This is a genomic window from Streptomyces sp. NPDC057136, assembly GCF_042670885.1.
Taxonomy (GTDB): Bacteria; Actinomycetota; Actinomycetes; order Streptomycetales; family Streptomycetaceae; genus Streptomyces.
Window position 1 is genome coordinate 25,748 of the sequence record NZ_JBHUUV010000001.1, and the last position, 25,155, is coordinate 50,902.

The following is a 25,155-nucleotide window of genomic DNA, read 5'->3' on the forward strand; positions in this document are numbered from 1 at the left end:
AAGGGTGCCTTCCTGGTCGACCGTATGTGATCACCAGCCCTCGTGCAGAGGGCTCGATGGCGGGGAACAGGTCAGGAACAACAGAGGGCGCCGGCAACCCGCTGCAGATCGATGTGGGGCCGGGAGGACAGGCGGACGCAGCCGCGCGCGACGAGAACCCCGACAGCCGGGACGAGTACGCGGGAAACGGGGGACAACACCGTCGCCTCCCCTCTTCCGGCTGCTTGTCCTGCTCGGAATGGGGCCTGCGGATGCTCCGGCATGGCGGGCCCCCATGTCGTCGCAGGCTAGGCGGAGCTGGACGGACGAAGGTGGAGAGCGTGTTGCGGTTCCATGAAACCGTCCAGAGGCTCCTGGCAGGGCTGGGCGGCGGCCCCGTCCGCGATGTGAACCGCCCAGTCCAGGATCTGCACGGCCGCCCCTGCGGCCTCCAGCCCTCGGCAGTGGGCATGGTGCCTGCGGGCGATGCCGTCCAGGTCGAGGTGTCGGCCGAAGGCGGGGTGGGCGGCCAGTCGCCGCGCGTAGGTCCACAGGTGCGGATGCTCGGCGATGCGGTGCACCGCGGCGGCGTCCAGGTGCAGTCGGTGCACGGTGTCGAGCTGCACCAGGGTCACCCACAACTGCACGTCGGCGCCGGCCATTTCGTCGCCCAGGATGAAGTCCTGGTGGGCGAGCCGCCACTCCAGCGAGCCCAGGACGCGGAGCAGGGAAGTGAGGGCGGTGTCGCGCGCCCCGGCGTGGGTGTCGGCCTGCCCGGCGCGCTGGGCGGTTTCGCTGATGCGGTACTCGCAGAGGTGCTCGATGGCCTCGATCTCCGCCTCCGTGCCGTTCTGGCACAGCGCCGGCCGGTCGGGGTCGTCACCGCCGAAGCGCCGGGCCAGGTCGCTCAGGATGTCCGGGGTGTGCGTGCTGACGATCCGTCCCGTCCAGGTGTCGCTCAGCACCGGCGCGACGGCCGGTCCGGGATGCCGGTGCGAACTGGCCTCGTACAACGGGCGCAGAGCGGAGTGTCCGCCGTCGGGCCTGTCGGGGACTGCCGGGAGCAGCACCACCGGGAGGGTCTGCTCCAACCCGAGCAGGCTGTGGGTGATGGCGATCCTCAGACAGTCGGGGCAGGACAGCGAGAGGTGGAGGCGGTAGCGGCGCGACGCGGCGTAGTAGCCGCTGCTCGCGTCACAGCCGATCCTGCCTCGGAACGACGGCGGGGACGGGAGGGACGGCACGGTGGTCGTGGGTGCGGCGGGCATGTGTCTCCCTGGGTCCGGGTCCGGCTTCTGGTTCTCAGAGGTGCGGCGGGCGGCGCACGTGGGGTGAGGGGCGCGCGGCGTCGGCGCCTACCCGTACGCGGCGGGGATGCGGTGCGGGTGGGCACCGCCGGTTCAGCGCAGAGGGCTCGCCGCGCTGCAGACACGCAGGAGATCGATGTGGCGGCGGGACGTCAGGAGGAGAGACGACCGGCCCGCGCGCATGGCGCGGTTGGCGGGCGACTCCAGACGCTCCATGATTTCCTACCGATTCACTAGGGATCTCTGCTCTGGAGTGTCAGGCGGCCCTGGTGCCACGTCAAGAGGGCCTTGCCATGTCTCGCCCGCCGTCTCACATGATGGGAGGGCGCTACGCCGCCCGGTCCGTCTCGCGGGAGGCGAGCAGGGCGCGCACGGCCTCGACGGCGGCACCGGTCAGGGAGAGGCCGGAGCCCCGTCGCGCGAGGGCGCTGAGCCGGACTGGCGGAACCGCGGGAAGTCCCGGCGCGGGGTGAGCCGTCGGGGTCCTGCCCGCCGGGGACGGCGAGCAGCGCGGCGCCGAGCCCGGCCCGGGCCGCGTCCAGGACACTCCCGAGGTATCCGGCCTCGGCGACCACGGTGTCCGGGGTTCGACGGGCAGCCAGTTCGGTGAGGGCGCGACAGCGGATGACGCACGGCGCGTTGACGGCGACCAGCGGCAGCGGGCCGGTGACGGGCGGCTTCCAGCCTGGGGCGGCGTACCAGCGCAGCAGGAGGTCACCCGCAGGAACGCCCTCGGTGGCAGTCTCCTCGGTGACGTAGACGGCGAGTTCGAGCTCACCGCGTTCGACCGCCTCGGGTCAGCCGCGCCGAGCGGTCGATCCGCACCCGTATCCTGGCGTCCGGCCGGACCTCTCGCGGACGGCTTCGGTAAGCGCCGGGAGGATCTGCGGCGCCGTGTTCGGTGGCACCGATGACGACGGTTGCGACTGTTGCCCCCCTTCTTCGCCCAGGAGGCGTCGGACAGCGGCGTCGTGCGCACCGACGATCAGCCGTGCTTCTTCCAGCAATTGGGCGCCGTGGGCGGTGAACCGGGTCTTGCGGCCGGGCTGCACGGTGGGCGGGTTGATCCGCGACGTCTCGATCGCGGAGGGGGAGGTACCCCACTTGAGGATCCGGGCGTACGTGCCGTCCTTGATCAGCTCGTTGACGGCGGCCTGGAACGCCTTGGTGAGCGGGGAGCCCTTCCTGAAGGCGAAGCCGACGTCGAGGCGGTGGTACTCACCGAGGAAGGCGGTCTGCTACGCGGGCTATGACGCCTGGTAGCTCAGGCCGTTGATGCTCGAAGGTGGTGCCGACTCCGGTGCCGATGGTCAGCCCGCACAGCTGGGTGAGGTCCGTGACCTTCGTCTTGAGTATGGTGTTGCCCTTCTTCACCGCGAAGCCCTGGCCGTCGTTGCGAGGACCTTGACCACCGCGTCCGCGATGTCGATGTCCTGGCCGGCGGGCGCCTTGTCCTGCCCGTTCGGGTAGTACGCCCCGGGCGGGAATCCGATCGAGCTGCCGACCCGCAGCGTGCCCGCCTTGCGGGCGTCGGCGAGCAGCAGGGCGGCGATGCGCAGACGTGTTCTGATGCCACGGACACTCACAGGTTTGCTGCCTTTCCCTGGTTTGGTGCGGCCGGCAGGTGCTTTTGGAAAGGCAGGGGGCCGATGGTTTCCGGGTCGGCCTCGGTGTCGAAGAGCGGAGTGTAGCCAGTCGTCAGGTACAGGCCGCGGGCCTCGGGCTGGCGCGGGCCGGTGGTCAGGTAGATCCGCCGGTAGCCGCGGGCGCTCGCCTCGTGCTCCAAGTCGGCGACGACGCGTCGGGCCAGTCCGCGCCGCCGGTGGGCGGAGTGCGTCCAGATCCGCTTCAGCTCGGCCGTGGTCTCGTCGTACCGGCGGAAGGCGCCGCCCGCGACAGGCTCGCCGTGTTCGAGGAGCAGGAGCAGCGCCCCGCCGTGCGGGGCGGTGAACTCCTCGTCGGGATAGCGGGCGAGTTCGGCGTGGGCGTCCTTGCCGTAGCGCGTCGAGTACTCGTCGCCGAGTTCGCGCAGCAGCGGTCTCACCCGCGGGTCGGACACGGTCACTTGAATGACCGCCAGCTCGGCTGCGGCTGAGGGAGGTTGTTCGAGGGAGGTCATCCGTTCACCGCCGCGAGGGTTTGCGTGCCGCGGGCCGCCCGCTCGGCGTCGCGCTTGGCGACCTCCTCGCGGACGATCGGGATCACGTACCGGCCGAAGTCGATCGCGTCGCCCAGCAGGTCGTAGCCACGGGCGGAGAGGGTGTCCACTCCGAGGTCGTAGTAGTCCAGGAGGGCTTGGGCGACCGTCTCGGGGGTGCCGACCAAGGCGTTGGAGTTGCCCGCGCCACCGGTGGCGGCGGCCGTCGGGGTCCACAGGGCCCGGTCGTAGCGCTCCCCCGCCTCGGCGATGGCCAGCAGTCGCTGCGAGCCGGTGTTCTGCGGTTGTGTATGCCCGTTGTGGCGCTTGGTGATCGCCTCGCCCTTCGCCTTGCGGGCCTTGATCGCGCCGACCGTGTGGTGGGCCTTCTCCCAGGCCAGTTCCTCGGTCGGGGGATGATCGGGCGGAACGCCACCTGGATGCGCGGTACGTCGGTGCGGCCCGCGGCCTTGGCTGCGGCCTTCACGTTCTCGATCTGCTCAGCGGTCTTGGCCAGGGGCTCGCCCCACAGGCAGTAGATGTCGGCCTCGGCGCCCCCCGCGGCGTACGCGGCAGGCGACGAGCCACCGAACGACACGTTCGGGCGGGGCTGTTGGGCCGGGAAGACGTCGCTTACGAAGTCGTGGAAGCGGTAGTGCTCGCCCTCGTGGTCGAAGGACTCGTGGCTGGTCCAGATCTTCTTGACGATCCGGATGTACTCGCGGGTGCGGGCGTAGCGCTCGTCCTTGGTGAGGGTGTCGCCCTCGCGGCCCTGCTCGCGGTCGTTGCCGCCGGTGATGAAGTGCACGGTCAGCCTGCCATCGCTGATCTGGTCGAGGGTGGCGAAGGTCTTCGCGGCGAACGTCGGGTAGGAGACGTTCGGCCGGTGGGCCAGCAGGATCTGGAGGCGGTCCAGCCTGCTCGCGATGTACGCGGCGGCGAGCGCAGGGTCCGGCGATCCGGAACCGTACGCGAACAACACGCGGTCCCAGCCGTGGTCCTCATGCGCCCGGGCGAGCCGGAGTGTGAACTCCTTGTCGAAGGCGGCGCCAGAGCGCGGGATCGTTTCGGAGCCGTCGTTGGTGGCGGCGATGCCAAGGAATTCCACTGGCATGGGAGATGGCCTTTCCTCAAGTCCTCTGGGGCCGGGCCGTTCCGTGGGCAGCAGGCGGGCACGGCGGAGCAGCCCTCGGTGCGGCCGGGTGTGACTGCGCTTCAAGGTGCTGGGAGCCAGGTGGTGAGCAGGTGTGATGACGCCGGGGCATGGGCCTCGGGCGAGGTAGGGCGGCGGCAGCGCGTGTCAGGTCTCGCAGGACCGTCCATACGCGGATTCAGCGTGTGTTCAGCGCATGCGTACGACGGTGCTGCGAAGGGAGGAACTCAGCCCGCGACGGGGTCACCGAGGGAGGGAAGGGCCGGTCAGACTGCCCGCTGCCGCGTCAGGCGCAACACGCGGCGGACCACACCCGACCGAAGTCGATGTGGTCACGGGTGACCAGGCGCTGCTCGGCATTCATGCGATTAATTGAGCAGTACATCTCGCTTCTCGTCAACTACGGCCCGGATGCCGGACTGGCGTTGAGCAGTTCCTGTGCGTGGTTGACACGTGCGCGTGGTGCGCCCAAACGATCGAGGACGGACCGGCTACGCCGCGCGCGGCAGCCGTACCGGCCGCGTTGAGGGACGCGGCGAGCGCGATGACGCCGAAACCCGGCCCCACCACCCCGTGCCCGCACTGTGCCTGCTCGGAGTCCACGAGCGTGCGCCGCCGGTGGTCACCGACGCCCGCGCCTCCCTCCCCTGGAGATCCTTCTGATGGTCTCGCCATCCGGCATCACAGATCCCTCCCGCGTCACCGAATCCGTCCCACCCGAAAGACACCTCAAAGCCTCCGGCTACGCCCCGGGCCCCCAGGCCCCGACGACGATCAAGACGGTCAACCTGCTCGGCCCCACCCGCACCGCCGTCATCGGCCTGACCCTGCACGAAGCCGCCTACGCCGCCGAGGTGGTGCGCGGCGGCATCCTCTCGGTGGACGCCGGCCAGACAGAGGCCGCCCAGGCCCTCGGCATCGGCAGACGGCGCACCCTGCGCCGGATCGTCATCCCGCAGGCGATGCGCTCCATCGTCCCGACCGCGGGGAACATGCTGATCGGCACCTTGAAGGGCACCAGCATCGTCAGCGTGCTGGCCGTGCACGACCTGCTGCACTCGGTGCAACTGGTCTACAACCAGACCTACCAGGCCATCCCGCTGCTGATGGTCGCCACCCTCTGGTACATCGCTGTCACGACCGTACTCATCGCGGGACAGTTCTACGTCGAGCGCCACTACGCGCGTGGCTCCGCCCGCGCGCTGCCGCCCACTCCTCTGCAGAGGCTCAGGGTCCGTCTGGCCGCGCTGCGTTGCCCGGCTGGACAGGGCGACGGTGCCCGACGCCCGCCCGGCAGTCGACGGTGATCGGTGTGCCCACCCGCGGCGTTGCCTTCCCTGCATTTCCTATTGATTTACTAGGAAAGCATTGACGTTCCGCCCAGCGGGTGCGCAGGATGATGCACATGTCCCACACGCAGCAGCGACTCGTTCGTCGTCGGCATGTCGACTTTGGTCACGTCGTCAGCGCCGCCTGCTGTCGCGTGTAGGCACGCGGCTCACACGTTGCGCGTGCCACTCCGCTCCTTCTCTCTCATCCCAGGTGGTCAGGCGCACCCACCCACTGCGCCTGATGACCCGACGCACTTCTGAAGGACGACCGCCATGACCACGGCACTTCCGGCCCAGGCCACTGCATCGGATTCGCCACTCCCCGACATTCCCCATCTCCGCCTCGTGGGCGACACCGCGCAGATCGGCGACGAGGGAAACGGTTCCGCACCCCTCGTCGGCTACCTCGTGCTCGTCCCCGAGGGCACTGATCCCGCCCAGCTCTTCGCCAAGGACGTGACACGGCCGGAGATCCGACCGGTCGCCTACACGGACTCGCCGCCCGTGCAGCAGGCGGAAGCGGGAGGCAGTGTCGTGCGCATCGATCCCGCGCGACATGTCGCAGAGGTAGACGGACGCGAACTCGACCTCACCTACCTGGAGTTCGGGCTGCTGGCCCATCTCGTACTGCGTCCCCACCATGCGCATTCGCGCGAGCAGTTGATGGCCGGCATCTGGGGCTACGACCACATCGGCGACGGCCGAACCGTGGATGTCCACATCGCGCGGCTGCGCCGCAAGTTGGGCACGGATCACCGGCACCGGATCGTCACCGTACGGCGCGTGGGCTACAAGTACGTGCCCGACCAGCAAGAGGGCCCCAACACCGCACCTTGCCGCCGAGCTTGAGGAGACCACCGCCATGGGCGTTGCCACTGCGCCGTCCGGACCCACCTCGGATTCCGACCGGATCGGGCCCGGCCGTGCGCACTGGCTACGCGTGTCTCGCGAGACGGCGGATGACCTGGCCACGGACGCGGCGGGCAGGGAGCAGGCAGGGAAGGCCCCGTTCGACGAGGTGTCCCGACTGCGTGAGGCGGGACTGCTGACGCTCCTCATACCGGCCGAGCTCGGGGGAGGCGGCGCGGACTGGCCCACGGCCTATGCCGTCGTCCGGGAGATCGCCGCCGCCGACGGCGCGATCGGTCAACTGCTCGGCTGTCACTACTTCCTGTCGTGGAGCGCCCGGTTGTTCGCCGAGCCCGCCCTCGCCGCTCAGGTCGAGCGGAAGTCCGCGGCGGAGCAGTGGTGCTGGGGTGGTGGTTTCGCCCGTCAGGAACTGCCTCTGACGCTGGCCAGGAAAGCCAGTGGCTATGTGCTCGACGGTCGGCAGAGCTACTTCACCGGGGTCCTGGTCGCCGACCGCCTCGCCGTGCGGGCCGAGCGGGCCGACACCGGCGAACCACTCGCCGTCGTCGTCGACTCCGCCCATCACGGCGTGGGAATCGACGGCGACGCCGACACCTTCGGCCAGCGGCTCGCGGCCGGTGGGAGCGTGGAGTTCGACGCCGTACCGGTCGCTGCGGACGACGTACTCGGCTCCCTGTCCGCGGACGAGGACGTTCTGTCACCCCTGGCCGCTCTGGCATCGCCGGTCGGGCGTCTTCTCTCGGTCCAGCTCCTTCTCGGCATGGCTGAGGGAGTGCTCGCCGAAGCCCGTGAGTACAGCAGGGCGGGCCACTCACCCTGGCACCCGGACTGGCCGCTCGGCTCTCCCCAGGACCCTCAGGTGCTGACCGCCTACGGAGAACTCACCGTCCTCGCCCGCTCCGCGTCCGCACTCGCCGATCAAGCACTACAAGCCGTGCACGGCGGGCTGGCACACGGCGAAGACCTCACCTACGACGAGTACGCGGACATCTCTGTCCTCGTGACAATGGCCGAAGCCGCCGCTTCCAGGGCTGCGCAGGAATCCACCACCCGCGCCCTCGACATCATCGGCTCCCGCTCCGCGTCCTCGCGGCTGGGCTTCGACCGCTTCTGGCGCAATGCCAGGACCCACAGCTTGTACGAGCCCGTCGCTCACCGGCTCCGCGATGTCGGGGACTATTTCCTCAACGGTGCGCACCCTCCGTTCGTCCTGCCTGTCTGACCCTGCGATGCCCGCTCGTCTTTTTCCCGGCGGACTCGTCATGATCGGTATTCGCCACGCAACCCGGCATCCAGACAATTGTGAACGCTGCACTTCACTCACATGTCGGGCGGTTGAGAATACGAGACGCTCGAGCAGGCGACATTGACTTGGCCGAATTTCGCTGCAACTCTCTTGGCTGTGAGCAAGTCCGAGAACCTCGCCGCGCGCCTGCACGTCGATCTGCGACGTCAGGCCAGCGCCATCTGTGCCGTCGGCCGCTGAACGCGCTGACGGGCGCCACTCTCCCGCTCCATTTTCACAGTCGGCCACCACGACCGTTGTCGGCGTAGACGGCTGATTCCTAGAAGGCATTGCTAGTGGGTCTCATTCCCCTTTCGGTGTCCGCCTTGCTTGCGCCCAATTGCCAAGCACCCCTCTCGCTTATGGCTTCTTCACGCCATCGATCCCCATTCGTGTGAACAGGACCTTTCCATGGCCACTACGGCATCGACCCGACGCCAGTTCCTTTCCCTGCTCGGTCTTTCGGCGGTGGCCGTGAGCTGCGGCACGACCGCCGGAGCCACTTCCGGCAAGGGCCAGATCAAGACGCTCCGGTACCAGGGCTGGGCGGGTCAGGTGACCTTGCCGGAGTTGGCCGAGGATCTCGGCCATCTGGAGGACGTGAAACTGAAGTGGGTCGGCAACACCATCAGCGGACCGCAGGACATCCAGTCCGCGGCCACGGGCCAGGTCGATTTCGGCGGCGCGTTCAACGGCGCGGTCGTCAAACTGGCCGCGAACAACGCCCCCATCAAGGCCGTCATCAGCTACTACGGAGCCGACAAGTACGCCTACAACGGCTTCTACGTCCTTAAGGACAGCCCGATCCGCTCGGCCAGGGATCTGAACGGCAAGAAGGTCGGGATGAACACACTCGGAGCCCACTCCGAAGCCATGCTCGACATCTATCTGGAGCGAGGCGGCCTGTCCCGGGCGGAGATCGGCAAAGTCGAGCCACTCGTGGTTCCACCGGTCAACACCGAGCAGACGCTGCGGCAGAAGCAGATCGACGTGGCCGTACTCGGCGGCATTCTGCGCGACAAGGCACTGGCGACCGGGGGCATCCGCCCGCTGTTCACCGACTATGAACTGCTCGGCGCATTCAGCGCAGGCAGCTACGTGATGACGGACCGCTTCCTGAAGCAGAACCCCGACACGGCCCGGATCTTCGTCACCGCCGTGGGGCGGGCCATCGAGTGGTCCCGTTCCACTCCACACGAAGAGGTCATCGCCCGGATGACGGACATCGTGAAGAAGCGCGGCCGCACCGAGGACACCGCAGCCCTGAAGTACTGGCGCTCCTACGGCGTCGCCGAGCAGGCGGGCCTGATCACCGGCAAGGAACTCCAGCTGTGGATCGACTGGCTGGCCGACCGCGGTGACATCAAGAAGGGTCAGGTCACGTTGTCGGACCTCTACACCAATGAGTTCAACGGCAACCGGGAGTCCTCCTCCGCTACGAAGAGCGGGAGCTGATCCCATGCCGGAATCCACCACGCAATTCACGACGCCCAAGATCGTGTTTGAGGACGTACGGAAGGACTTCACTGTCAAGAACCGCAGGGGGGATCGGCAAACCACCCGTTTCACCGCTCTCGACGGCATCGATCTGGAGATAGCGGCCGGCGAGTTCATCGTCCTGGTCGGTCCCAGCGGTTGCGGAAAGTCGACGCTGCTGGAGCTGCTCGGCGGCCTCGCCCAACCCACCACCGGACGGATCCTGCTGGACGGCCAACCCGTCACCGGCCCGGGCCTGGACCGGGGCATCGTGTTCCAGCAGTACGCGCTGCTGCCGTGGCGCACGGCGCAGGGCAATGTCGAGTTCGGCCTGGAGGCCACCGGCGTCCCACGGCATCAACGGGCCGCACGTGCCCGGGAGTTCCTGGATCTGGTCGGCCTGACCGGGTTCGAGAACCGCCATCCGCATGAGCTGTCCGGCGGGATGCGGCAGCGGGTGGCGATCGCCCGCAGCCTCGCCTACGACCCCGATGTACTCCTGATGGACGAGCCGTTCGCCGCGCTGGACGCCCAGACCCGGGAGTCGTTGCAGGACGAACTGCTGCGCATCTGGCAGCGCACCGGCAAGACCGTGGTCTTCATCACGCACGGCATCGAGGAGGCCGTCTACCTGGGACAGCGCGTCGCCGTCATGACGTCCCGGCCGGGCCGCATCAAACAGATCGTGCCGGTCGCCTTCGACTCCCGTACGGCGACGGACGACCTCCGCTCCAGTCCCGAGTTCGCACGACACCGGCACGAGATCTGGTCGCTGCTGCACGACGAGGTGGCCAGGGCCCAGCAGTTGGAGAAGGAGGAGGCTTCCGTATGAGCCCCATAACCGGCACGGCCACCGAGAAGACCACGGCGCCGGACTCGGTGAGCGCCGCCGAGCCCGTCCCGGCCCCTTCCTCTGCTACGTCCGCCGCGTCCCCGCCACATGACGCATCGCCGTCGAGAGTGCGCCAAGTCCCCTCCACGGCGGCCCGGGTCCGCCGGGCGGTCCGCCGACTGCCGCACCTGCTGGTCAAGGGGGCGACCAAGTCCGCGGCGATCGTAGCGCTGCTGCTGCTGTGGGAGACCGCACCGCGACTCGGCCTGGTCGACCGGATCTTCCTGCCGCCGTTCAGCGAGGTCGCCCGTGCCTGGTGGGGGCTGGCCGTCGACGGTCAACTCGCCGACAACGCGGGCGCCAGCCTGGTCCGCTCGTTCAGCGGATTCGGACTCGCGGTGGCCGTCGCCGTGCCGCTCGGCCTGCTGATCGGCTGGTACCGGCCGGTCGCCGACCTCCTCGGACCGCTCCTTGAGGTGTTCCGCAACACCGCAGCGCTGGCCCTGCTGCCGGTGTTCGTACTGCTGCTGGGGATCGGCGAGACCTCGAAGATCTCCATCGTCGTGTACGCGTGCACCTGGCCGATCCTGCTCAACACCATCAGCGCGGTCCGCAACGTCGACCCGACCCTGCTGAAGCTGGCGAAGTCGATGGACCTGTCCGCGCCCCGGCTGTTCCAGAAGGTCATCCTGCCCTCCTCGGTGCCGGTGATGTTCACCGGCATCCGGCTGGCGGGAGCGGTGTCCATCCTGGTGCTGGTCGCCGCCGAGATGATCGGCGCCAAGGCCGGCCTCGGCTATCTGATCAACGCCTCGCAGTACAACTTCGCGATCCCGCAGATGTACGCGGGCATCATCACGATCTCCGCCATCGGCGTGACCTTCAACCAGATCCTGGTGGCCGTCGAGCGGCGGCTCAGCTCCTGGCGCCTACCAGTCGGCGGCTGACTCCCGGCCGCCCTCTCGTTCCACTGTCTTCCCCGAGTTCTTCCTTCTCCCGATCGTCTCGCTGCCCCCCGATCCGAGGAACCTCATGACCGCGACCAGCCCCCGTCGGCTCCACCTCAACGCCTTCCTCATGAACGCCGGGCACCACGACGCCGCCTGGCGCCACCCCCGCACCCAGCCCGATCGCGTCACCGATCTGCGCTACTTCCAGCAGCTCGCGCAGACCGCCGAGCGCGGCCTGCTCGACTCGGTCTTCCTCGCCGACGGCCTCGCCCTGTGGGGCAAGGTCCGCCACAACGCGCTCGGCGGCTTTGAACCACTCACCCTGCTGTCCGCCCTCGCGGCGGTCACCGAGCACGTGGGCCTGATCGCCACCGTCTCCACCACCTTCAACGAGCCCTTCCACACCGCTCGTAAGTTCGCCTCCCTGGACCACATCAGTGGCGGCCGGGCCGGCTGGAACATCGTCACCTCCAGCACCGTGAACGAGGCCCGCAACTTCAGGCAGGACGAGCAACTGGAGCACCGACTGCGCTACGAGCGGGCACGGGAGTTCGTCGATGTCACCACCAAGCTGTGGGACAGCTGGGAGGACAACGCGATCCTGCTCGACCGTGAACGCGGCGTCTACGCCGACACCGACAAGGTGCGGGAGATCAACCACCGCGGAGAGTACTTCGGGGTGCAGGGACCCCTGAACGTACCGCGCACCCCCCAGGGATACCCGCTGCTGGTGCAGGCCGGTTCTTCGGAGGACGGCAAAAAGTTCGCCGCCCAGTACGCCGAGGCCGTCTTCACCGCCCAGCAGACCCTCGCCGACGGCCAAGCCTTCTACAAGGACCTCAAGTCACGGCTCGCCCGCTACGGCCGCGCCGAGGATGAGTTGCTGGTACTGCCCGGCATCGCCCCCGTCATCGGGTCGACCGCGGCCGAGGCCCGCGCGCTGGAGCAGGAGTTGACGGACCTCCAGGTACCCGAGTATGGGCTCGCCCAGCTCTCCGGGATGCTCGGCACCGACCTGACCGGGCTGCCACTGGACGGGCCACTGCCCGAACTGCCCGAGGAGCGGGACATCAACGGCAACAAGAGCCGCTTCACGCTTGTCGCCGACCTCGCCCGCCGCGACGGCCTCACCCTGCGCGAGCTCATCGCCCGCCTCGGGGCCGGCCGCGGCCACCGGGTGTTCGCCGGCACCCCCGAGCAGATAGCCGACCAGCTCGAGGAGTGGTTCACCCAGGGTGCCGCCGACGGCTTCAACATCATGCCGCCCCATCTGCCGGGCGGCCTGGAGGACTTCGTCGACCACGTCGTTCCGATCCTGCAACGGCGCGGCCTCTTCCGCACCGAGTACACCGGCCGCACCCTGCGCGAGAACTACGGCCTGGCCCGCCCCGCCAACCGGCTGGCCCCGGCGGGCGCAGTAGCGGGAGGGCCCGCGTGACCGGGCTGGAACTCACCGCGGACGTCCTGGTGGTCGGCGGCGGCCCCGCCGCCACATGGGCCGCGCTCAAGGCGGCCCAGGACGGAGCGGACGTGGTCCTCGCCGACAAGGGGTACTGCGGCACCAGCGGCGCCACCGCCTCCGCCGGCACCGGCGTCTGGTACGTCCCCCCGGAGGCCCGCCGCGCGGGAGGCCGCCATGGCGAGCCGGGAGGCACTGGGCGGTTTCCTGGCCGACCGGCGCTGGATGACCCGGGTGCTGGACCAGACGTACGCGGGCATGAACGAGCTGGCGGCGGCCGGACGCTACCCCTTCCCCACAGGGCCGGACGGAAAGCAGCTCAGGAACGGCCTGCAGGGACCGGAGTACATGCGCAGGATGCGGATCCGCGTCCAGCGGGCAGGGGTACGCATCCTCGACCACAGTCCGGTCACCGAACTGCTCACCGCCCCCTCCGGAGCGGTCGCCGGGGCCAGAGGCCACCGGCGGCAAGCCGGTCAGTCGTACCGGGTGCGCGCCGGGGCGGTCGTCCTGGCCACCGGCGGCTGCGCGTTCCTCAGCGGCGCGCTCGGCTGCAACGTCAACACCGGCGACGGTGCGCTGTTCGCCGCCGAGGTGGGCGCGGAGCTGTCCGGGATGGAGTTCTCCAACGCGTACGGCATCGCACCCGAGGGCACCTCCGTCACCAAGACCGCGTTCTATTCCTTCGCGACCTTCTACCGCGAGGACGGCACGGTCCTTGAGGGAGCGGCCAGCCAGGGCGGCCGGTCCGTCATCGCTCGTACGCTGCTCAACGAGAAGGTGTACTGCCGCCTGGACCGGGCGGGCTCTGCTGCCCGGCAGGCCATGCGGCTGGCCCAGCCCAACTTCTTCCTCACCTTCGACCGGCTCGGCATCAACCCCTTCACCCAGCGCTTCGCCGTCACGCTCCTCGCCGAGGGCACCGTGCGCGGCACCGGCGGCATCCGCATCACTGGCGACGACTGCTCCACCACCGTCCCCGGGCTGTACGCGGCCGGGGACGCGGCAACCCGTGAGCTGATCTGCGGCGGCTTCACCGGCGGGGGCAGCCACAACGCCGCCTGGGCCATCTCGTCCGGCACCTGGGCGGGCGGGGGCGCGGTCCGCCACGCCCGCTCACTCGGCGCCCGCGCCGCTACGAGGCGCCTGACGGCAGCGGGCGGCGCCGGGCTCCGGCCCACCGGGACACCCGGTCCGGCCGACGGCTTTCGCGAAGTCGTCGCCGCGGTCCAGGGCGAGGTGCTGCCGTACGAGAAGAACTATCTGCGCCACGGCGACCGGCTCGCCGCAGCGCTGGAGGTGCTCGACAGCCTCTGGAAGGAGTCGCGCGCCTCACTGCACGGAGGGGGAAACACCGAACGGGCCCGGCAGGCTGTGGCGATGACGGCGCACGCCCGCTGGATGTACACCTCAGCTCTCGCGCGCACCGAGACCCGAGGCATGGCCAAACGACTCGACTTCCCGGCGCAGGATCCCGGGCAGCACCACCGCATCGTGACGGGCGGCCTCGACCAGGTGTGGACCCGCACCGAGCCCCTGACGACCGCGCCAACCGCATCGACGGCACCGGCCGCACCACTGGAGGTGGCTTCGTGATCGAAATTGTCTCGGCGGAACGCTGCATCACCTGCGACAAGTGCATCAAGGTCTGCCCGACCAACGTCTTCGACCGCGGCGAGGACGGCATCCCGGTGCTCGCCCGCCGCGACGACTGCCAGACCTGCTTCCAGTGCGAGGCGAACTGCCCAGCCGACGCGCTCTACGTCGCACCCCTCACCCGCCCACTGCCCGACGACCCCACCGCCCGGGACGAGGAGCATCTGGACCTCACCGGCCTGCTCGGCAGTTACCGCCGGCACATCGGCTGGGGACGAGGCCGCACACCTGGCGCACTGCGGGCCGTCGGCCCTCCCCTCGGACCACCAGGGTCCAAGGGAACCTCCCTGCCCATCACCTCCTGATGACCCGACTGATCACCTCCCCGCTGATCACCTCTTGAAGGGAACACCCGCACATGAGCACCAGCACCGGCTTCGACATCCGCAGGATCGGCGGCCGTATCGGCGCCGAGATCCTCGGCGTGGACTTGTCCACCGAACTCGACCCCGCCGTCGTCACGGAGATCAACTCTGCGCTCCTGGAACACAAGGCGCTCGTCTTCCGCGACCAGAACCTCGACGACGCGAGCCAGCTCCGTTTCGCCTCCCTCTTCGGCGAGCTCACCACCGCTCACCCCACCGTGGCGTCCGTCGACGGCCAGTCCCACATCCTGCCTGTCGACGGCGACGAGGGCATCCGCGCCAACCACTGGCACACCGACGTCACCTTCGTCCGTACTCCCCCGAAGGCGTCCACGCTGCGCAGCATCGTGGTCCCGCCGTACGGCGGAAACACCCTCATCGCCAACTCGGCCGCCGCCTACCGGGACCTTCCCGAGCCGCTGCGCGAGCTGGCCGACAAGCTCTGGGCCGTACACACCAACGACTACGACTACGCCGCCCCGAAGAACGAGAAGGCGGCCGAGCACCGCAAGCGGTTCGTCTCCCGCAAGTACCGCACCGCCCACCCGGTCGTCCGCGTCCACCCCGAGACCGGGGAGCGCGGGCTGTTCATCGGCGGCTTCGCCCAGAGCATCGTCGGCCTCAGCCCCTCCGACTCCCGGGACCTGCTGCGCATCTTCCAGTCCTACGTCACCCGCCCCGAGAACATCGTGCGCGTGGCCTGGACACCGGGCGACCTCGTCCTCTTCGACAACCGCATCACCCAGCACTACGCCCCAGACGACTACGGCGACCTGCCGCGCCTGCTCCACCGGGTTACCGTCGCGGGCGACGCCCCCGCCGGTGTCGACGGCACCCTCAGCCACGTCATCGAGGGCGACGACGCCGCCCACTACACCCCCGCCGCGGCCTGAGCCCCGGGGCCGCAGGGCAGGAGCACCCTGCCCTGCGGCCCCCGCCCCGGACACCGACCGAGCTACGCGGGATAATGGGCACATGAGGATCTCAGCCAGGGCGGACTACGCGGTACGTGCCGCGCTGCAGCTCGCCGCGTCACGGGATGACGGGCCACTGAAGGCCGAGGCCATCGCCGACGCCCAGGACATCCCGCACAAATTCCTCGAAAGCATCCTGAACGACATGCGCCGGGGTGGTCTCGTGCTCAGCCAGCGCGGCGGCAACGGCGGCTACCGGCTGGCCAAGCCCGCCGGGTCCATCAGCATCGCCGACGTCATCCGCGTCGTGGACGGACCACTGGTCTCGGTACGCGGGGTACGCCCCCCAGAGCTGTCCTACACCGGCCCCGCCGAGTCGCTGCTCCCCCTGTGGGTCGCACTGCGGTCCAATGTCCGCGAGATCCTGGATGGCGTGTCGCTCGCCGACGTCGCGTCGGCCCAACTGCCCGCCGCCGTGTCCGCGTTGACCGACGTCCCGGGCGCCTGGGTAAACCCCTGACACGCTGGGCCACTCGCCGCACGTCTCAAAAAGCGAGATAGCGGCATCCAGAATGCGAACAACCCCTTGGGGTGGACGCCACCTTCTGCCACGATCCCTAGCAACCAGGTAGGAAAACTAGGGATCTGTGGGGGTGGCCATGAGAGCGCTCGACCGCGCAGACCAGTTGCTGCTCCTTCTGACCTCGCGTCGTCACATCGACCTCGGCCGTACGTCCAGTGCCATCTGTCGACCCCTCTGACGCCACAGAACCTGACTCTCGCCGAACCAACGCTGTCTCCCACCGCCCTACCTCTGCCGGCGGATCGGACATCCCTCGGCTGACTACGCCCCCAGATTCCCCTTCTCGGCCCGCGACGGCGTGCCCGCCGTCGACGGCCGAGGAGTGGAGTGTTGGTGCGTGCCGAGAAGCAGTACGCCTCCGCATTTTCGTACCTCCCTGATCGCCCATCCCCGGAAAGGACACCTCCGTGTCTGCCGCAAGACCGCTCAGCGCCCTGCGCACCCTCGCCGTCATAGCCGCGCTTCCTCTCGTACTCACCGCCTGCGGCTACGGTTCCGATTCCGCTGACGACGACAAGCAGACCGAGGTCGCGGCGGACGCCAAGAAGCTCTCCGCCGACGAAGTGAAGATCGGCTACTTCCCCAACCTCACGCACGCCACCGCTCTGGTGGGAGTCCAGGAGGGTCTGCTCCAGAAGGAGCTCGGCGGCACCAAGATCAAGCCCTCGACCTTCAACGCCGGCCCCTCCGAGATCGAGGCGCTGAACGCCGGCTCCATCGACATCGGCTGGATCGGCCCCTCCCCTGCCATCAACGGCTACACCAAGTCCGAGGGCAAGAACCTGCGCATCATCAGCGGTTCCGCCTCCGGCGGCGTGAAGCTCGTCGTCAATCCGGACAAGATCAAGTCCCTGGACGACCTCAAGGGCAAGAAGATCGCCACACCGCAGCTCGGCAACACCCAGGACGTCGCGTTCCTCAACTGGATCGCGGAGAAGGGCTGGAAGGTCGACGCACAGAGCGGCAAGGGCGATGTCTCGGTCGTCCGCACGGACAACAAGATCACCCCGGACGCCTACAAATCCGGCTCCATCGACGGCGCCTGGGTGCCGGAGCCGACCGCGTCCAAGCTGGTGGCGGGGGGCGGCAAGGTGCTGCTGGACGAGGCCGATCTGTGGCCGGACAAGAAGTTCGTGATCACGAACATCATCGTGTCGCAGTCGTTCCTGAAGGAGCACCCGGACGTCGTCGAGGCCGTACTGCGCGGCTCGGTGAAGACCAACGAGTGGATCAACGCCAACCCGGAGAAGGCCAAGGCGTCCGCCAACGAGGCGCTGAAGGAGGAGTCCGGCAAGGCCCTGCCCGCCGAGGTCATCGACCCGGCCTGGAAGTCCATCACCTTCCTCGACGACCCGCTGGCCGCCACCCTCAGCACGGAGGCGGAGCACGCGGTGAAGGCCGGTCTGGTGGAGGAGCCCGATCTGAAGGGCATCTACGACCTCGCGCCGCTCAACAAGGTCCTCAAGGCCGCGGGCAAGGACGAGGTCGACGACGCCGGTCTCGGCGCCGAGTAACCACAACCGGACACGATGAGTTCCCAGGAGGTGACGACCATGGCCACCACGATCGCCAAGGCTGCCGAGGACGCCACGGCGGTGACGCACGCCGCCCGTATCGAGCACGTCTCGAAGTCCTTCCCCGCGATGTCGCGCCGGGTGAGTTCGTCACCCTCCTGGGGGCCTCGGGCTGCGGCAAGTCCACCCTGCTCAACCTGGTCGCGGGACTGGACCGGCCGTCCGCCGGCTCGATCGCGACGGCCGGCCCGCCCTGATGTTCCAGGAACACGCGCTGTTCCCGTGGCTGACCGTGGGCAAGAACATCGAGCTCGCGCTGAAGCTGCGCGGGGTCGCCAAGCAGGAGCGCAGGCAGGAGGCGGAACGGCTGCTGGAACTCGTACGGCTGCAAGGCGCATACCGCAAGCGGGTGCGGCGACGACGCGGCCAGTCTCGGGGCGTAACCCCCGTTGCGGATGGCCACGATCCGCGGATCGTGGCCCGTGGCCTGCGGGACACGGTGGGAGCACTGTGGGTCCAGCCGCCACTCTCACCGGGTGCATCCTCCACCGGCGGTCGCCCTCTTCGGTCAGCTCCAGGGACTTTCACCCCTCGGAGGGAGGCGCACCACGAGTGCGTTCTCCGTCAGTTCGCACGCCACCGTGGTGAAGCGCGCCGATCGACCGAGCGTGGTCGTGTGTGCCGGTGCCGGGCGGGCAGCGAAGAGCCATGCCTCACTGCAACCCCGGGGTTCATGAGCACAGCGCGGTATGCGCCAGGGCAACCGCTTCCAGAGCGTGTCGGCGGGCGAGTCGGTCCGGCGCGGACTCCACCTGCGGTGTGCGAGGCGAGGGCACCGCTGCATCGTGGACACGTGGAGTCCACGATATGGGCGACAGAGTGGCGGATCTCGGCGCTCTGCTGATGAAACCGCAGCTCAGATGGGTGTGCAGGGGGCGTCAGGTGGCGCAATACTGCGGCAACACCACCGGAGCGCATCTCCTTGTACGTTCCCTGTCATGCCAGCCGAACCCGCCCCCGCCGCCCTCCCGGTAGCCGCCGCGCGCCGCCGACGGCTGCGTGCGGACCGGGCCCGGCACATCGCAGACCTGCTGCGGCACCAGATCCTGGCGGGGGGGCTTCCCCGGCGGGATCCTGCCCCTCGAGGACGTCATCGCCGCCGACTACCGGGCCAACCGCAACACCGTCCGGCAGGCCCTGGACCTGCTGCGCGACGAGCAGCTCGTCAACCGGCAACCGGGTGTCGGCACCGTGGTGGTCTGCGAGAAGTACCCGCACGGACTGGACCGCCTCCAGGGCCTGGCCGAGACCCTGCACGAGCACGGCCGGGTCACCAACGAGGTCCGTACCGTCGGGCCGGTCACCTCCCCTGGCCCGGTGGCGCATCGACTGGGCCTGCCCGAGCACACCGACGTGCTCTGCATCGAGCGGCCGCGCCCAGCCCTGCCCTCCTCCGCCTCCTCTCCCTCACCGAGGAGACCCCCGACCTGGAGGCGCTCCGCCCCTACCTCGTGGATGCCGACCCGGCGGTGCGGGCAGCCGCCGTGGCCGCCCTCGGCGAGACGGTGCCGGCCGGCGCCGGGCCCGCGCTCGCCGAGCGCCTGCGGGACAGCGCACCGCAGGTCCGGGCCGCCGCCGCGGCCGCCCTGCGTGAGCTGGTCGAAGTGCTGCCCGCCGAGGCCGATTTGGGGGCGGGGCTGCGGGAGGCGCTGGGCGGCCCCGACCCGGCCGTCCGGGCCGCCGTACTCGACGTGCTCCGCGCCCTGCGGCTGGGCGACGCCGGGGTGTACGCCGCCGCACTCGCCGACACCGACATGGAAGTCCGCATCACCGCCGTCCGGTCCCTGGTCTCGGTGGACTCAGTCACGGAACTGGCGGTGGCCGCCACCGACCCGGCCGGCGAGGTCCGGGTCGCGGTGGCCCGCGGCCTTGCGGCTGTGCATGCCCCGGCCCCGGCACCGCTCGACCCGCTGCTGGACGACGCCGACTCGCTCGTCCGAGGCGCCGCGCTGGCCGCGCTGGCCGCCACCGGGTGCCCGCCCCACTACGCCGCGCTGGCCGCGGCCGCCCTCGACCATTCCGCCTGGCAGGTCCGAGCCGGCGCCGCGACCGCCCAGGCCGTCCCCGCTCTCGCCAAAGCCCTGGCCGACCCCAACGCGGACGTCCGCAAGGCCGCTGTCCTCTCCCTCATCCCCCACCGCGCCGACGCCGAAGCCCGCACCGCCCTCGCAACGCTCACCACCGATCCCGACGCCGACATCCGCGCCTACGCGTCCCGCGCGGTCTCCTGACCACCGCGGTTCCGACGGCGAGGACCGACGCCATTTCCACCACGCAGGTCAGGGCATGGGGCGCCCCGGCCCGGCGGCCAGGACCCCGAAGCGCGCGTTCGCACCGCGATCCCGCTCAACCCCCGAAGGACGGCCCTGACGCACTATCAGGACGAGCGTCGGATGAGCGTCACGAAACCGTCGAGAGCATCATCCCAGCATCAAGAAGTCACTCTTGGCGCACACGATGCGTACCTATCAAACCGCAGATCAGCGGCCTATATCGACAGGCTCCCGAATCGCCGCGCACTCCACGTGCGAGGTCACGCGAATCATGTGTATCGAAAACACGTGAGAGGAAACCGCAGGTCCTACGCCTGCTCGACACGAACCGGGCACAAGGCCGATGTGCGTTACGTGCGGAGTGGGCGCTACGTGCGAAGTGTCGACACTCAGCTGTTTGCTGCACCCGCCTCAGTCGCGACCGCAGTGCCTCAGGCGTGGCCGAGCGCGGCGAGCCGGTCCGGAGGCCGTCCGAACGACCGCACCTCCCACGCGGTGTCGGTGCCGTGACGAGCCGGTACCGCCAGCTCGGACAGAGCGCTGGGCGCGTCTTGCCGCGGCCCCTGCCCCCGGCCGCCGGTCCACCTCTCCCAGCGTCTCTCCCCGTGTCTCAGCGTTACAGCTTTCCGGTCCGACTCAATGGCGAGACATGAGGCGCGCAGCACATGTACACGAACCTCAAAGCACTAAAACCGTCGTCACCCCCTGACGTCCCTGCCCCGGCTGGATCGTCCGCGCGCCCCGCTGCCACCGCGCGGAGCGGCACGGCACGCCTCTCAGTGGCTGACAGGCACCCCGGTACCCGGGGACTCCGGTACGCCGAGGCGCAAGGCATCCTTTTCCGGCCGCATGAACAGGGCCGCCAGGATGCCGGTGACCAGCAACAGGGCAGCAGTGACGAGCCAGCCCTTCTCGTAGCCGGACGTCGCCGACTCCGCGCTGTCCACGACCCAGCCGAGGAACAGAGGCGACACGATGCCGCCCAGGGAGAAGACCGCCACGAGGGCGCCGAGTACGACGCCGCGCTGGGAGGGCGGTGTGATCCGGTCGATGGCCGTCTGCGCGACAGTGATCATCACCAGGGCGACCGCCATCGGACCGAACATCATCAGGACCTTGATCCATAGTGCGTCGACGGTGGCGAACACAGTCACCGCGCCCGCCGAGGCCACCAGCAGCAGACCGGCACCGGCAGACAGCCTTCCTCCAGTGCCGCGCAGAGCGGCCCTGCGCGCCAGCAGCCCGTGCGCCAGCAGGACCACACCGTTGGCCACAGCACCCCCGCCGACCGCAGCACTGGCCTGCCCGAGGTCCCAGCCCACCACCGTCTGGAGATAGTCCGGCAGCCAGGTGAGCTTTGCGCTCATCACCCAGTAGGCCGCGAACGCGCCCAGTGCCGCCGTGATGAACGTGCCGGAAAGGAAGACGGCACGCATTGGTACCTCTGGGGCCCCGCCTCCGCCGTCCGCGATGCGTGCGCTACGGCCCACGGGCGGGGCCAGCGGCCCCTCTCTGCCTTTCACCGTCCACACCGCTGCCCACAGCAGTCCCGCGATACCCGCCACCCCGAAGGCCCAGCGCCAACCGAAGTGGGAGATCACCGCCCCGAGGGCGGGCGCCGCCACCGCGACCCCCGCCGCCGCGCCCACCATGAGGATTGCCGTGGGCAGGGTGCGCTCCCGCTGCTCGAACCAGCCGTGCACATGGTGGACCGCCACGGGCGCCGCGGGCCCCTCGGCGATGCCGAGCAGCACCCTCGTCGCGATCAGTGTCCCGAAGCCCGCCGCACCCCAGAGCATCGGCAGCTGGGTGGCCGACCACAGCAGGCCCATCACCAGGAGCAGCACCGATGTGCGCACCTTGCGGGTCAGGAACGACACGCCCAGTGCGGACAGTGAGAAGAGACTGAAGAACGCGGCCTGGGCCGTGCCGAACTCCTGGCGGCTGAGACCGAATTCCTTCATGATCTCCGGCCCGGCGAGTCCCAGGACGGCCTTGTCGGCGAAGTTCACCAGCATGAAGGCCAGCAAGAGCCAGGTGGTCGTCCATGCCTGTCGGCCGCCGGCCGGTGGGCCTGTCGGCCCTGTGCGCCCCGTTGCGGCAGTCACTGTTCCCACGGGCGCACCCCTTGCTGTGCGCTGTCGTCCATGGGTGCGCCGCATCCGCAGCTGTCTTCGTCGACGATGCCCACGCTGATGGCTCCTGAGGCCCGCCGCCGCCCCTCGTCACTGCGCGTCAGTTCGGTGGCAACGTCCGTGCCCGCCGCCACGGCTGCGGATTCCGCGGCCGCCCAGTTGAAGACGCCGCGCGCCATCGTCGAGGTCTCGCGCTCGGCCCGGCGGGCGAAGACCTCGGCCCGGATCCGGGCCACGTCGCGGTCGGCCGGCGCAGCCAGCGCGGCGTTCTCGGCCAGGTGCGCCGCCAGGCGCAGTTCCCCGCGGCCGAGCAACTGCTCCGCCCGGCCCGCCAGCGCCCGCGCGCCGCCCGCCGCCTCGGCGAGTTCGGCGGCCAGCGCGGTTTCGGGGGCAGGCTTGAGGTTCGCCGGGTTCTGGTCGTACCAGCCGCCCCACAGCCGCCAGAGGTTCCGTACAACGAACTCGGGCTCGTCGTACGCCGGGTGGAGATACGGCTTCTCCAGGAGTCCCGGCGGGACCTTTACACCGTGCAGCACCTCGTCGAGGCGCGCGCCCGCGTTCATCAGGTCGCGCGTCTGGTTGCACAGGGACTCGAGGAGCTCCGCCGTGTCGCCGAGGGCCTGACGGATGCGGCCGTTGCCCAGGATCGGCACGCCGTGACCGGGGAGCAGCACCTCGGCTCCGAGGTCCTGCATGTCACGCAGCGCGTGCGCCCACTCCACCGGGTAGCGCTGCACTTTCTGCGGGTTGCCTGCGTTGGGCGAGTTCCAGATGAACAGATCGCCCGTGCACAGGGTCCGTAGCTCCGGGATCCACACATAGGTGTGGTCGTCCGTCTCGCCGCGGGCGTGCACCAGCTCGAAGGTCAGCTCTCCCCTGCGCACGGTCAGCCGGTCGCGGTAGGTTGTGTCCGGGTAGCGGTACTCCGTCGGCCACTCCAGGGCGGGCACGCCGAACTGCCGCCGGTTGATCCACGTGTTGTAACCGGCCGTCTCCCGGTAGCGGTCGAAGCGCGCAGCCACCGCCTCGTGCGCAACGACCTCGGGGCGCCCCGTCCCGGCGTCGGCGGCCTCCCTGTCGAAGGGCCCCACGCCGAAGACGTGATCCACATGGCCATGGGTGTACACAATCGCGCTCACCGGAGCCGACGAGTAGCTGCGCACCGACTCGTGCAGCTGGGACGCGGTACGGAAGTCGCCCGAGTCGACCAGCACCAAGCCGTCCCCGGTGTCGAACACCGCCACATTCGCGAAGGCCGGGAAGAACCCGGTCCGATCGCCGACGTGGACAAGACCGCCGTCGGCGAACTGCCCGGTGAAATGGGCCAGCAGCGACTCCTCGCCGGACCAGACCCGGTCCGCGTACCCCATGTAACCGCTGGAATTGTCTTCCGTCATAACGTCCGGCTCCTCGTGCGTCACGCTGGGGACCACCCCTCTGCCCGCTGCGGTGGCCCGCTGATGTCCGTAGAGTCTGCGTCGGAGCCCGGCCGGGAGACACCCTCCGCCCTCACAGTCGAAGCCGACGTACTCTGTGATGTGTCACAACCTCAGGGAGGGGCCCCCGGTGCCGAACAACCTGCCGCCCGAACGCCACGGCGCGCATCCGGCACTGTCACCCGCCGCTCAGGCGCTCGCCGCCCGGTGCGAGAGCCGCGTCAACGAGCTCGCCCGCCACATGGCCCGCGAGACCTTCGAACGGCTGCCCGGATACACCGAGCTCCCCGCCGATGTGAAGGACGTGGAGATCGCCGCGACGGTCCGCAACGGGCTACGCCTCTTCCTGCGCCGTGTGCGCGACACCCAGGGCCGCGCGGGGGACTACAGCCTCTTCCGCGAACGCGCCGCCCAGCGCGCCGACGAAGGCATGCCCCTGCACACGCTGCTGCGCAGCCACTCCACGGGCGTCTATGTCCTGTGGCAAGCCCTCAGGGACGAGGCCGCCGACGGGGAGGAAGGCGCACTCATCGAACTCGTCGACTTCCTCCTGCGCGGCCACGAAGCCATCATCGGCGCCGTGGCCGAGACCTACCTCGATGAGCAGGCCGCACTTTTCGCCGAACGCCGCGAGCACCACCGCTCCCTGGTACGCGGGCTGCTGGACGGCTCTCTGCCTCCCGCCCGTGCCTTCGAGGAGCTGGGCCTCGAAGGCCACTCCCTCGTTGTTCACCTGCATGTCGCGCAGGAGCAGGGCCTGGCGACCTCGGACGTCGCGGACCGCCGCCAGGTCCGCCGCGTCCAGACCGTTCTCGACCGCTCACTCGGCACCGAGGCGGTGTCGCTGCTCGGCGTCGGCGGAGGTCACGTGATCGCTCCGCAGCCGGCCGACGACACTGACGGCGTCCGTACCTGCGAGGAGTTGTCCACCCGGCTCCGGCAGGTCTGCGGGGACAACGTCCGGCTGGCCGCGGTCACCGCTGCCACTCCCCAGGACGTACCGGCTGCCGCCCGCACCGCCACCGACATCGTCCGGGTCGCCCGCGCCTGCGGACGACCCGCCGGCCTGCACCGCATGGACGACGTCCTGCTGGAATACCACCTCTCCCGCCACGACGAGAGCAGCGACCGCATCGCCGCCCTCCTCGACCCTGTCGGCGACCGGCCCGAACTCATCGAGACCCTGCGCGTCCACCTCGAACACCGGCACGACCGGCGCAGCACCGCACGCCACCTCGGGCTGCACCCCAACACCGTGGACAACCGACTGGCCAGAATCACCGAGCTCACCGGCCTCGACATCGCCTCCGCGCGCGGAAGCGCCTTGGCACTGGCCGCCCTGCTGCTGCGTGGCAACGTGCCCGGGGGGACCGGGGGCTCTCATCCGGATCATGCCGGGCAAACAGACGATGGCGCACGGCGGAGGCCGTAGCGGCCTCG

23 protein-coding genes and 5 pseudogenes are annotated in these 25,155 nt (G+C 69.7%); 20 read left to right on the forward strand and 8 right to left on the reverse strand.

The features are described 5' to 3' along the window. Positions 1–71: 71 nt before the first annotated feature. The 3 genes from ACFT7S_RS00130 to ACFT7S_RS00140 all read right to left on the reverse strand — a co-directional run bounded on the left by ACFT7S_RS00130 (position 72) and on the right by ACFT7S_RS00140 (position 1,833). Positions 72–263: a putative leader peptide gene (locus tag ACFT7S_RS00130; protein ID WP_382724907.1), complete on the reverse strand. Its 192-nt coding sequence runs from the start codon at positions 261–263 to the stop codon at positions 72–74. Between the two features lie 24 nt (positions 264–287). Then, on the reverse strand, positions 288–1,247 hold the full coding sequence (locus ACFT7S_RS00135) for a glutathione S-transferase C-terminal domain-containing protein (RefSeq protein ID WP_382724908.1): 960 nt from the start codon (positions 1,245–1,247) through the stop codon (positions 288–290). A 367-nt stretch (positions 1,248–1,614) separates the two neighbouring features. Beyond that, the gene (locus ACFT7S_RS00140) at positions 1,615–1,833 is read right to left on the reverse strand and encodes a hypothetical protein (protein WP_382724909.1); all 219 of its coding nucleotides are present in this window, start codon (positions 1,831–1,833) and stop codon (positions 1,615–1,617) included. A 424-nt stretch (positions 1,834–2,257) separates the two neighbouring features. Between ACFT7S_RS00140 and ACFT7S_RS00145 the strand changes: the two genes are divergently transcribed. Continuing rightward, a complete protein-coding gene (locus ACFT7S_RS00145; protein ID WP_382724911.1) occupies positions 2,258–2,539 on the forward strand; it encodes a hypothetical protein in 282 nt (93 codons plus the stop codon). A gap of 117 nt (positions 2,540–2,656) precedes the next feature. Here ACFT7S_RS00145 and ACFT7S_RS00150 read toward each other — a convergent pair whose 3' ends face one another. The 3 genes and pseudogenes from ACFT7S_RS00150 to ACFT7S_RS00160 all read right to left on the reverse strand — a co-directional run bounded on the left by ACFT7S_RS00150 (position 2,657) and on the right by ACFT7S_RS00160 (position 4,537). Beyond that, positions 2,657–2,872, reverse strand: coding sequence for a hypothetical protein (locus ACFT7S_RS00150; RefSeq protein WP_382724913.1), 216 nt, complete (start codon positions 2,870–2,872; stop codon positions 2,657–2,659). After that, positions 2,869–3,405 (reverse strand): GNAT family N-acetyltransferase, encoded by a 537-nt coding sequence (locus ACFT7S_RS00155; RefSeq protein ID WP_382724915.1) that lies wholly within the window; start codon positions 3,403–3,405, stop codon positions 2,869–2,871. Before ACFT7S_RS00155 ends, ACFT7S_RS00150 begins: the two co-directional genes overlap by 4 nt. Continuing rightward, positions 3,402–4,537: pseudogene (locus ACFT7S_RS00160) on the reverse strand (LLM class flavin-dependent oxidoreductase). Before ACFT7S_RS00160 ends, ACFT7S_RS00155 begins: the two are co-directional and overlap by 4 nt. 791 nt (positions 4,538–5,328) lie before the next feature. On the opposite strand from ACFT7S_RS00160, the pseudogene ACFT7S_RS00165 reads away from it, so the two are divergent. The 18 genes and pseudogenes from ACFT7S_RS00165 to ACFT7S_RS00250 all read left to right on the forward strand — a co-directional run. Next, positions 5,329–5,929 (forward strand): annotated as a pseudogene (locus ACFT7S_RS00165) (amino acid ABC transporter permease); the annotation flags it as partial. Between the two features lie 251 nt (positions 5,930–6,180). Continuing rightward, complete coding sequence (locus ACFT7S_RS00170; RefSeq protein ID WP_382724917.1) at positions 6,181–6,756, forward strand: winged helix-turn-helix domain-containing protein; 576 nt, start codon at positions 6,181–6,183, stop codon at positions 6,754–6,756. Between the two features lie 13 nt (positions 6,757–6,769). Next, positions 6,770–7,999, forward strand: a complete 1,230-nt coding sequence (locus ACFT7S_RS00175; protein ID WP_382724919.1) for an acyl-CoA dehydrogenase family protein — start codon at positions 6,770–6,772, stop codon at positions 7,997–7,999. A gap of 180 nt (positions 8,000–8,179) precedes the next feature. Beyond that, positions 8,180–8,263, forward strand: coding sequence for a putative leader peptide (locus ACFT7S_RS00180; RefSeq protein WP_106972604.1), 84 nt, complete (start codon positions 8,180–8,182; stop codon positions 8,261–8,263). A gap of 210 nt (positions 8,264–8,473) precedes the next feature. Then, entirely contained in the window at positions 8,474–9,517 is a 1,044-nt protein-coding gene (locus tag ACFT7S_RS00185) for an ABC transporter substrate-binding protein (RefSeq protein ID WP_382724921.1), read from the forward strand. A gap of 4 nt (positions 9,518–9,521) precedes the next feature. Next, entirely contained in the window at positions 9,522–10,370 is an 849-nt protein-coding gene (locus ACFT7S_RS00190; protein ID WP_382724923.1) for an ABC transporter ATP-binding protein, read from the forward strand. After that, positions 10,367–11,317, forward strand: a complete 951-nt coding sequence (locus tag ACFT7S_RS00195) for an ABC transporter permease (protein WP_382724925.1) — start codon at positions 10,367–10,369, stop codon at positions 11,315–11,317. Before ACFT7S_RS00190 ends, ACFT7S_RS00195 begins: the two co-directional genes overlap by 4 nt. Before the next feature lie 85 nt (positions 11,318–11,402). Then, positions 11,403–12,758 carry an LLM class flavin-dependent oxidoreductase gene (locus tag ACFT7S_RS00200; protein WP_382724927.1) on the forward strand — a complete coding sequence of 452 codons (1,356 nt, stop codon included), beginning with the start codon at positions 11,403–11,405 and terminating at the stop codon, positions 12,756–12,758. Between the two features lie 29 nt (positions 12,759–12,787). After that, positions 12,788–12,874 (forward strand): annotated as a pseudogene (locus ACFT7S_RS00205) (hypothetical protein); the annotation flags it as partial. An 82-nt stretch (positions 12,875–12,956) separates the two neighbouring features. Beyond that, positions 12,957–14,375: an FAD-binding protein gene (locus ACFT7S_RS00210; protein ID WP_382724929.1), complete on the forward strand. Its 1,419-nt coding sequence runs from the start codon at positions 12,957–12,959 to the stop codon at positions 14,373–14,375. Beyond that, the gene (locus tag ACFT7S_RS00215; protein WP_382724930.1) at positions 14,372–14,740 is read left to right on the forward strand and encodes a 4Fe-4S dicluster domain-containing protein; all 369 of its coding nucleotides are present in this window, start codon (positions 14,372–14,374) and stop codon (positions 14,738–14,740) included. The genes ACFT7S_RS00210 and ACFT7S_RS00215 overlap by 4 nt, the downstream gene beginning before the upstream one ends. 53 nt (positions 14,741–14,793) lie before the next feature. Further along, a complete protein-coding gene (locus ACFT7S_RS00220; RefSeq protein WP_382724932.1) occupies positions 14,794–15,693 on the forward strand; it encodes a TauD/TfdA dioxygenase family protein in 900 nt (299 codons plus the stop codon). Between the two features lie 82 nt (positions 15,694–15,775). After that, the gene (locus ACFT7S_RS00225; RefSeq protein ID WP_382724934.1) at positions 15,776–16,234 is read left to right on the forward strand and encodes an RrF2 family transcriptional regulator; all 459 of its coding nucleotides are present in this window, start codon (positions 15,776–15,778) and stop codon (positions 16,232–16,234) included. Positions 16,235–16,373: 139 nt separating this feature from the next. After that, complete coding sequence (locus tag ACFT7S_RS00230; RefSeq protein ID WP_382724936.1) at positions 16,374–16,475, forward strand: putative leader peptide; 102 nt, start codon at positions 16,374–16,376, stop codon at positions 16,473–16,475. A 229-nt stretch (positions 16,476–16,704) separates the two neighbouring features. Continuing rightward, positions 16,705–17,811 carry an ABC transporter substrate-binding protein gene (locus ACFT7S_RS00235; protein ID WP_382724938.1) on the forward strand — a complete coding sequence of 369 codons (1,107 nt, stop codon included), beginning with the start codon at positions 16,705–16,707 and terminating at the stop codon, positions 17,809–17,811. 15 nt (positions 17,812–17,826) lie between these two features. Continuing rightward, a pseudogene (locus ACFT7S_RS00240) lies at positions 17,827–18,247 on the forward strand (ATP-binding cassette domain-containing protein); the annotation flags it as partial. A gap of 562 nt (positions 18,248–18,809) precedes the next feature. Continuing rightward, a pseudogene (locus ACFT7S_RS00245) lies at positions 18,810–19,248 on the forward strand (GntR family transcriptional regulator); the annotation flags it as partial. A 50-nt stretch (positions 19,249–19,298) separates the two neighbouring features. Further along, positions 19,299–20,102 carry a HEAT repeat domain-containing protein gene (locus tag ACFT7S_RS00250; RefSeq protein ID WP_382725861.1) on the forward strand — a complete coding sequence of 268 codons (804 nt, stop codon included), beginning with the start codon at positions 19,299–19,301 and terminating at the stop codon, positions 20,100–20,102. Positions 20,103–20,920: 818 nt separating this feature from the next. On the opposite strand, the gene ACFT7S_RS00255 is transcribed toward ACFT7S_RS00250, so the two are convergent. Next, positions 20,921–22,261 (reverse strand): MFS transporter, encoded by a 1,341-nt coding sequence (locus ACFT7S_RS00255; RefSeq protein ID WP_382724940.1) that lies wholly within the window; start codon positions 22,259–22,261, stop codon positions 20,921–20,923. Further along, positions 22,249–23,676 (reverse strand): alkyl sulfatase dimerization domain-containing protein, encoded by a 1,428-nt coding sequence (locus tag ACFT7S_RS00260; protein WP_382724942.1) that lies wholly within the window; start codon positions 23,674–23,676, stop codon positions 22,249–22,251. The genes ACFT7S_RS00255 and ACFT7S_RS00260 overlap by 13 nt, the downstream gene beginning before the upstream one ends. Positions 23,677–23,845: 169 nt before the next feature. On the opposite strand from ACFT7S_RS00260, the gene ACFT7S_RS00265 reads away from it, so the two are divergent. Then, the gene (locus ACFT7S_RS00265) at positions 23,846–25,147 is read left to right on the forward strand and encodes a PucR family transcriptional regulator (protein ID WP_382724944.1); all 1,302 of its coding nucleotides are present in this window, start codon (positions 23,846–23,848) and stop codon (positions 25,145–25,147) included. Positions 25,148–25,155 lie beyond the last annotated feature (8 nt).